Source organism: Acidovorax sp., assembly GCF_046339755.1.
Taxonomy (GTDB): Bacteria; Pseudomonadota; Gammaproteobacteria; order Burkholderiales; family Burkholderiaceae_C; genus Acidovorax.
In genome coordinates this window covers 1-8,576 of the sequence record NZ_JBKDTZ010000335.1, presented here as the reverse complement: position 1 = coordinate 8,576, position 8,576 = coordinate 1, and the positions used below count along the sequence as shown (strand labels likewise).

Sequence of the window (8,576 nt, the reverse complement as noted above, 5' to 3'; positions counted from 1 at the left end):
TCATGGCACCATTCTGGCAAAGAGCCTGTTCGACCGCAAAAGATGTGAGGGGGAAGTGCGCGGCAGCCCTCTGGGGCGGCGGCGCCACATGCCATGGCTGAAGAATCCAAGAGCAAGAGCAACGGTCCCGGCCCCTGGGTGCTGGTGCTGTTCGGCACGCCGTTTGCGGCCGTGGGCCTGGGCCTGCTGCTGCTGAGCGTGCTGCCCACCCTCTACGACTGGACCACCATGCAGGGCTGGCAGCCCGTGCAGGCCACACTGGTCTCGGCCGAAACGGTCGCCAGCCGGGGCAGCAAATCCACCACCTACAGCGTGAAGGCCGACTACCGCTACCGCGTGGCGGGCCAGGAGTACACGGGGCGCCGCGTGGCCATCAACTCGGGCAGCGACAACGTGGGCGAGTTCCACCAGGAGCTGGGCGCCCGGCTGGAGGCGGCACAGCGCAACGGCACGCCGGTGCAGGCCTGGGTGAATCCCGGCGACCCGAGCGAGGCGGTGCTCGACCGGAGCCTGCGGACCGGGCTGCTGGCCTTCAAGCTGGTGTTTGCGCTGGTCTTCGGCGGTGCCGGGCTGGGCATCATCATCTTTGCCCTGCGTTTCCGGTTTGCGCTGACCCCGGGTGCCCCCACCACGGGGCCGGCGTGGGAGGCACGCCCCTGGGAGAGCCGGGCTGCGTGGAAGGACAACCGCATCCGGGCCCACCAGCGCATCGGGCTGTGGGTGGGCTGGGCCATGGCCGCCGTCTGGAACCTGGTGGCCTTGCCCATGGCCTTCTCCGTGGTGCCGCGCGCCCTGGCCCGGGGCGACCACCTGGTCGCGGGCATCCTTGTGCTGATCCCGCTGGTCGGGCTGGTGCTGCTGGCCTGGGCTTTGCGCAGTGCGGTCCAGGCACGGCGCTACGGCGATGTCCGGCTGGTGCTCGATCCGTTTCCGGGTTCCATCGGCGGGCATTTCGGTGGCACCCTGGAACTGCCCGTTGCCTACAGTTCCGGCCTGCGTTTTCTGGCCACCCTGAAGTGCGTGGAGCACACCCGCACCCGCTCGGGCGGCAAGACCAGCTATGAAAGCCGTACGCTGTGGCAGGTGCGCGGCCTCGCGCAGGTGGAGGCGCGTGGCGAGGGCGTGCGGCTGGCGGCGCGGTTTGACGTGCCGGCCCACCTGCCCGCATCGGAAGACCCGGGCAGCGAGTACCACCGCTGGGAGCTGCTGCTCCAAAGCGTGCCCGGCAGCTCGGGCGACAACCTGACGCCGGGCTTTGAACGCCGCTTCGACGTGCCCGTGTACATCACGAACCAGAAGTCCGCCTGGCTGCAGCACGACGCGGCCCAGCACCCGCAGCTGGGCGAGGTGGCCCCGGCCGGGGATGAGGCCGACGTGTCCGACATGGAGCAGGTGCCCGGCGGGGTGCGGCTGTATTTTCCCTACGGCAGGCGCTGGAAGACCATGTTGGCGCTGCTCGTGTTCGGCACCGCCTTCACGGGGGCGGGTGTGCTGATGTGGGACAGCGATGCACCGCTGCCCTTCACCCTGATCTTCGGCGGCATCGGCTGGCTGGTGGTGCTGGGCGCCCTCTACGGACTGGGCAACAGTCTCACCGTACAGTTGGACCGCCAGGGCATCCGTGCCGAGCGGCGCCTGTTCGGCCTGGTGCGTTTTCAGAGTGCGGCCACGGCGAGCGAGGTGGCGCGCCTGGAGCTCAAGGAGAGCTACTCCACCACCACCGGTGGCAACAAGGAAACCTACTACCGCCTGCAGGCCGCGCTGACCAGCGGCAAGGCCATCACGGTGGCCGACAGCCTGCGCGGCAGGGCCGCGGCGCAGCAATTGCTTTCGTCGCTGTGCCGGCAGACGGGCTACGCCAAGGGTTCCCTACCCGGTTGAGCTATCCGGCTTTGCGAAAGGTAAGGTTGATGCGAAAAGCGCCCGTCAGCGGGTGCTCCGCCTCGGCCAGCGGCATCACGCCGTGGTAGCGCAGCCGCGCCGGCCCGCCCCAGACCACCACGTCGCCATGGACCAGGGGCACGCGCTGCGCCTTGTCCGCACGCGCATCGCCACCGAACAGGAACACGGCGGGAATGCCCAGCGACACCGACACGATGGGGTGCCCGTGGTCGCGCTCGTCCCTGTCCTGGTGCAGCGACAGGCGGGCGCCGGGCGCATAGCGGTTGATCAGGCAGGCATCGGGCGCAAACCCGGCAAAGCCCGCGGCCTCGGCCGCATCGTGCGCCAGGGTGGCGAAGACGGCGGGCAGCGGCGGCCAGGGCCGGCCCGTGAGTGGATCGGCCCGGCCATAGCGGTAGCCGCTGCGGTCGGAGATCCAGCCCAGCGGGCCGCTGTTGGTCATGGCCACCGACATGCGCTGGCCGCCGGGTGTTTCCAGGTGGCGGAAAGGCGCATGGCCGGTGATGCCGTCCACGGCCTGCAGCAGCGCCGGTGCCACATCGAGCGCGAAGCCGCGCAGCAGCACCGCCCCGGGTGCCAGGGCCTCCCGGGTGCCTGCCTGCTGTTGCAGCAGCGCGGCTTCTTCATCATGGCTGAACAGGCTCAGTGTCATGTCGCGTCATGGAAGATGATGCCCGCGGTGTGCCGCACGCCCGAGCGCAGGCGGCTCACGCCATAGCGCATGTTCACGCGGTAGGGGCCGCGCGTGCCGTTCACGGGGCGGTGGTGCACGGCAAACACCACCGCATCGCCCTGGCGCAGCGGCACCACCTCGGCACGCGACTGCATGCGCGGGCGCTGCTCGGTCAGCACGAACTCGCCGCCCGTGAAGTCGCGCCCCGGCTCCGACAGCAATATCGCCACCTGCAGCGGAAACACATGCTCGCCATACAGGTCCTGGTGCAGGCAGTTGTAGTCGCCCGCCTGGTACCGCAACAACAGCGGTGTGGGCCGCAACTGGCCGGCCGCATGGCAGCGGGCGATGAAATCGGCATGCGCGGTAGGGTACTGCACATCGACACACATCACCCGGTTCCAGTGGTTGGCCAGGGTCCGCAGGTGCGGGTAGAGTGCCGCACGCAGCCCGGCCACGAGGGGCGGCAGCGGGTAGCTGAAATACTGGTACTCGCCCTGGCCGAAGCCGTGGCGGGCCATCACCACGCGGCTGCGAAAGTGGGCCGTGTCCGGGTACAGGCCCGCGAGCGCCTGGCATTCATCGGGGCTGAGCAGGGCCGGGAGAATGGCTGCGCCCTCGGCGTTCAGGCCCTCCGTGGTGGCCGCCCAGTCGATGGCGCCTGCGCGTGCAGCCCAGTCGGCGGCGTGTTCAGGAAGACGGGCATTCATGCAGGCTGCCCCTTGGCTTGGCGGTGTTCACGGTCCAGCAGGGCCTGCTTGCGCTCCACGCCCCAGCGGTAGCCCGACAGGGCCCCATCGTTGCGCACCACGCGGTGGCAAGGGATGGCCACGGCCAGCGCATTCGCAGCGCAGGCCTGCGCCACGGCACGCGCGGCGGTGGGCGATCCGATGCGTGCTGCGATCTCGGCATAGCTGGCCGTCTCGCCTGCGGGAATGGCCAGCAGCGCCTGCCACACGCGCTGCTGGAAGGCCGTGCCCTGCACGTCGAGCGGCAGGTCCAGGCCCAGGCCCGGTGCCTCGACAAAGGCCACGACCCGGGCCACCAGTGCGTCGAAACTGCGGTCGTCGCCCACCAGGTGGGCCTGGGGAAAGCGGTCCTGCAGGTCCTGCGCGAGCACCTCTGCATCGTCGCCCAGCAAAATGGCGCACACGCCGCGCCCGCTCTGCGCCACCAGGATCGCGCCCAGCGAGCACTGCGCGATGGCAAAGCGGATGGTGACCTGCCTGCCCCCGGCCTGGTAGCGCGTGGGCGTCATGCCCAGCACGCCGTCGGCTTCTTCGTAGAAGCGGCTGGTGGCGTTGTAGCCCGCGTTGAAGATCGCTTCGGTCACGCTGCCGGCCTGGGGTGCGGCGAGTTCGCCGCGCACGCGCTGTGCGCGCTGGGCGGCGCCATAGGCCTTGGGCGTGAGGCCCGTCGCCTGCTTGAAGATGCGGTGGAAGTGGTGGGCGCTCAGGCCCACGCGGGTGGCCAACTCGTCCAGTGTGGGCGGCGTGTCGGCCGCCTCGATGATGCGGCAGGCCTCGGTGACCAGGGCGGCGTGGTGCGCCACGGGCGATGCCTGGCCGGGCTTGCAGCGCTTGCAGGGGCGAAAGCCGGCGCGCTCGGCATCAAGCGTGCTGTCATGGAAACGCACGTTCTCGGGCAGCGCCGGCCGGGCCGCGCAGCTCGGCCGGCAGTAGACCCCTGTGGTCTGCACCGAGTAGTAGAAGCGGCCGTCGGCCGAGGCATCGCGCATGCGCACCGCCGCCCAGCGCGGATCGGCCAGGGTGGCTGCGGCCAAGGCGGCCTTGGAGGGGCGGGTGGACGGCATGGGGCTGTCAGCGGTTGCGGTGGAGTGCATGGTAGACCTCGCAAGTGGATGGGATGGCCTACTGTAAAAATGGACCGCTTTCCACGCACCCCGAAGCTTGCTTTTGAATTCTGCACCTTTGGCGACCGCCCTGGTGCGGTCAGGGGTCAGGCACAAAGGGCCGGGGCCTGCGCAGACCCGTGCCACCCCAGCGCCTGGCATCTTCACCCGGTATCGCCAGCGGGTTGTTCTGCGGCTCCGACAGCGGCGCCAGCAGGGCCACCAGGTCGGCCTCGCTGAACTTCGCGGCGCCTTCCTCGTCGTGCCCCAGCACGCCCTGGGCCAGCGCGGCCTTGCGTGCCTGCAATTCCAGCATGCGCTCCTCGATGCTGCCTTGCACCACCAGCTTGTAGACGAAGACCGGCTGGTCCTGCCCGATGCGGTGGGCGCGGGCCGTGGCCTGCTCCTCCACGGCCGGGTTCCACCACGGGTCCACATGGACCACCGTGTCGGCGGCCGTGAGGTTCAGGCCCACCCCGCCGGCCTTGAGGCTCACGAGCAGGATGGGCGGGCTGGCTTCGTCCTGCGCCTGGAAGCGCTGCACCACGGCGCCGCGCTGGCCCGGCGGGGTCTGGCCCGTGAGGGCGAGGAAGGGCAGTTCCAAGGCTTGCAACTGCTCGGCCACCAGCTCCAGCATCTCGGTGACCTGCGAGAACACCAGCACGCGCCGGCCGTCGGCCACCAGGGCCGGCAGCATGTCGGCCAGGAGTTCGAGCTTGGCGCGCTCCATGCTGGCCGCCATCTTGCTGCCCTTGACCAGGCGCGGGTCGCAGCACACCTGGCGCAGCTTGAGCAGGGCGTCCAGGATGGTGATCTGCGCGCCGTCAAAGCTTTCGCGCTCCAGCACCCGGCGCACCTGCTTGTCCACCGTGGTGCGCACGGCTTCATACAGCTCGCGCTGCTTGCCCTGCAGTTGCACGTGCTGGATCACCTCGGTGCGCGGTGGCAGTTCGGTGGCCACGTCCTGCTTGCGCCGGCGCAGGATGAATGGGCGCACGCGCTGCGACAGCAGCTGTGCGCGCAGGGTCTCGCCGTTCTCCTCGATGGGCTTGCGCCAGCGCGCATTGAAGCTGCGCACATCGCCCAGGAAGCCGGGCATGAGGAAGTCGAACTGAGCCCAGAGCTCGCCCAGGTGGTTTTCCAGCGGCGTGCCGGTCAGGCACAGCAGGTGCGGGGCCTGCAGGCGGCGCAGGGCGCGGGCGCTGCGGCTGCCAGCGTTCTTGACCATCTGGGCTTCGTCGAGGATGAGCAGATGGAACGCCTGCGCCGCCAGCGCCTCCACATCGCGCCAGAGCAGCGGGTAGGTGGTCATCACCAGGTCGTGGTCGCCTATTTCGGCAAACGCCTTGCCCCGGTCCGGCCCATGCAGGGCCAGCACGCGCAGGCCGGGCGCCATGCGCCGGGCCTCGGCCTGCCAATTGAACAGCAGCGAGGTGGGCAGCACCACCAGGGCCGGGCGGGTGAGGCGCCCGGCCTCCTTTTCCACCAGGATATGGGCCAGCGCCTGCGCGGTCTTCCCGAGGCCCATGTCGTCGGCCAGGATGCCGCCCAGGCCCTGCGCGCGCAGGTACTGCAGCCAGGCCAGGCCTTCGAGCTGGTAGGGGCGCAACTGAACCTGCAGGCCCTTGGGTGCGGCGGCTGGCTCGGGTGTGCCGATGGCCTTCAGGCGTTTGGCCAATTGGGACAGGCCGATATCGCCCTGCAGTTGCCAGTCGTTGGCGCTGTCTACGCGGTGCGCCTGCACCAGCCCGGCGCGCAGGGCTTCGAGCCGGCGCAGCTCCCAGGCGCCCAGGCGCAGCGGGTCACCGTCCTTGCGCTGGTTGCGCTCGGGGTCGGTGATCAGGTCCACCATGGCGCCCACGATGGCCTTGAGCGGGCCGGCGGGTGCGTCGATGCGCCGCCCGCCGGGGGCGCGCAGCGAGATGATTTCCAGGTCGTCGATGCGCGCCATGCGCCGCGCGATGAGCCAGCGCGCATCGCGCTTGAGCAGGTCGGCCAGCATGGGCGCCAGGTCCAGCGTCTCGCCATCGATCTCGATGCCCAGGCTGAGCAGCCAGGCGCCCTCGCGTGCGGGCAGCTGCAGCTTCTGCACCGGGCGTTCGCGCGGTCCCACGGGGCCCGCCAGTTCCTTGCCCAGCACCTCGCCGGTGTCGGGGGCGATGAGGAGCTTCCAGCGCTGCACGGGCACGCTCTCGTGCGCAAAGCCGGGCCGTACCACCACGCTCCAGCCCTGGGACGCAAGCTGCGGTACCTGCTCGGCCCAGAAGTCGCCGAAGAAGGCCTCCTGCGCCAGCGTCCATACCGGGCCCAGGCTGGCGCCGGCATCGCGGTTGCGCCACTGCAGGGTGCGCGTGTCCAGGGGCTGCAGGCCCAGCTCCCAGACCCGGTCCATGGCGTCCGATTCGGCCGCCAGGTCGCGCTGCATGCGCACCACGGGTCCGCCGGTGTCGTACAGGTCCACGAGCGGTGCCGGGCGCGAGTTGAGGATGGAGGTGGGCGCCGGTGCCTGCCAGGCGGTGGCGGCCTGGGGCGTGTCCTCCAGCCGGTAGGTCCAGTCGATCTGCACCAGGGTCACGCTGTCGCCGCGCGGCCCCATCTTGCCCTGGGGCTTGAGGCCCAGCAGCCCATCGCCGCGGCCCAGGGTCATGAGGGTGATGCGCGGCTGGAAGTGTCCGGCCGCGATGCCGGCGGGCAGGGCGGGGCGCGCAGGGGAGGGGGCCTGGGCGGCGTCGCCATCGCCACGCATCAGCCCCATCACGCGCGCCGCCTCGGTGTCCGTCAGCGGGGGCAGGGCCTTGAGCGCATCGGCCCCGGCCTGGCGGCGCAGGGCGGCCACCCAGGCGGCGATCAACGCCTGGCGGTCGGAGCGCGGCGGGGTGGGTTCTGCAGGGGAGGAAAAAGGGTCACCAGGGCGTGTCACTGGGCGGTGATTGTGCCCGGACTATTCCAGCACGGGCACGGCATAGTGCATCACCGATGCTTCCGATCCGACCTGGTAGCCGGGGCCGTGAATTTCCAGGTCGGCACCGCCGGTGTGCCGCTGTTATCTTCCACTGCGCCATGCAGAGCTGGTGGTGGCTCATGAAACGCTCGGCGGACAGGGCCTGTTTTTCAGCGGCGGTGGTGGCCTTCCATGAGGCGACGTAGGTTTCCCAGGTGGTTTGCAGTGCGTTGTCCATAGGTGCTCCTTGAAGTTTTACGGGAGCTGACGATGGTGCCCATGGCCGCAGGCTGCTTTTGATAATTTGTGCGCAATGCTCAGGAGCGGTTGCCCTGTGCCGCAGGCTCTGGCGTCGCCCGCGGCCGGCTGCCCTGCAGGTTCATGGCCGCCGCAGCCAGCAGGATGGCGGCTGCGCCCAGCCACTGCGCAGGCTGCAGCCGGTGGCCGAAGGCGATCAAGTCCACGGCAATCGCCACCACCGGGTAGATGAAGGACAGCGCGCCCTGCAGGTAGGTAGGCAGCTTCTGCACCGCGCCGTATAGCAGGATGTACATGATGCCGGTGTGCACCACGCCCACGGTGACCAGCAGCGTCCAGGTGCGGGCGTCCGTGGGCAGGTCGCCGAAGTGGGTGAACGGCGCCAGCATGAACACGCCCACGCAGACCTGCACCAGCGCGATCAGGTGCGGTGGCGTGCCCGTGAGCCGCTTGGCGATCACCGAGGCCACGGCCCAGAAGAAGGCCGCACCCAGCGCCATGGCTATGCCCAGCGCATAGTTGCTGCCCGCAAAGCTGGCGCCCGGCCGGGCCTGCACGATGAGCAGCATGCCGCCAAAGGCCAGCGCCAGCCAGCCGATCTTGCGAAAGGTGATGCGCTCGCCGAAAAGCAGGGCACCAAAGGCCACCAGCATGAAGGGCTGGGTGTTGTAGACCGCCGTGGCGATCGAGATGGAGGCATGCGCATACGCCCCGAACAGCAGCAGCCAGTTGGTGACGATGGCCACGCCCCCGAGCGCAGCCCAGGCCGCCTGGCGCCAGGTCAGGACCCCGCGCAGCAGCCCCATGGCCGCGCACACCCCGGCCAGCGTGGCCGCGCCGAAGGCGCAGCGCCAGAACACCACGTCGAGCGCCGGCAGGCCCGATTGCACGACGAACCAGCCTATCGTGCCCGAAATCTCCATGGCGCCGCCCATTTACAGCGTTCATTT

6 protein-coding genes are annotated in these 8,576 nt (G+C 70.0%); 1 reads left to right on the top strand and 5 read right to left on the bottom strand.

What is annotated here, in order from left to right; translation table 11 throughout:
* The first annotated feature begins 93 nt into the window (after positions 1–93).
* Positions 94–1,881, top strand: a complete 1,788-nt coding sequence (locus tag ACK59X_RS29670; protein WP_409962252.1) for a DUF3592 domain-containing protein — start codon at positions 94–96, stop codon at positions 1,879–1,881.
* 1 nt (position 1,882) lies between these two features.
* Here the strand turns inward: ACK59X_RS29670 and alkB are convergent, their stop codons facing one another.
* From alkB to ACK59X_RS29645, 5 genes are all read right to left on the bottom strand, one after another.
* Entirely contained in the window at positions 1,883–2,554 is a 672-nt protein-coding gene (gene alkB, locus ACK59X_RS29665) for a DNA oxidative demethylase AlkB (RefSeq protein ID WP_409962250.1), read from the bottom strand.
* Positions 2,551–3,285, bottom strand: a complete 735-nt coding sequence (locus ACK59X_RS29660; RefSeq protein WP_409962248.1) for a 2OG-Fe(II) oxygenase — start codon at positions 3,283–3,285, stop codon at positions 2,551–2,553. Before ACK59X_RS29660 ends, alkB begins: the two co-directional genes overlap by 4 nt.
* A complete protein-coding gene (gene ada, locus ACK59X_RS29655) occupies positions 3,282–4,388 on the bottom strand; it encodes a bifunctional DNA-binding transcriptional regulator/O6-methylguanine-DNA methyltransferase Ada (RefSeq protein ID WP_409962254.1) in 1,107 nt (368 codons plus the stop codon). Before ada ends, ACK59X_RS29660 begins: the two co-directional genes overlap by 4 nt.
* Before the next feature lie 139 nt (positions 4,389–4,527).
* On the bottom strand, positions 4,528–7,347 hold the full coding sequence (locus ACK59X_RS29650) for a DEAD/DEAH box helicase (RefSeq protein WP_409962246.1): 2,820 nt from the start codon (positions 7,345–7,347) through the stop codon (positions 4,528–4,530).
* 338 nt (positions 7,348–7,685) lie between these two features.
* Positions 7,686–8,561 carry a DMT family transporter gene (locus ACK59X_RS29645; protein ID WP_409962244.1) on the bottom strand — a complete coding sequence of 292 codons (876 nt, stop codon included), beginning with the start codon at positions 8,559–8,561 and terminating at the stop codon, positions 7,686–7,688.
* Between the last annotated feature and the right edge of the window lie 15 nt (positions 8,562–8,576).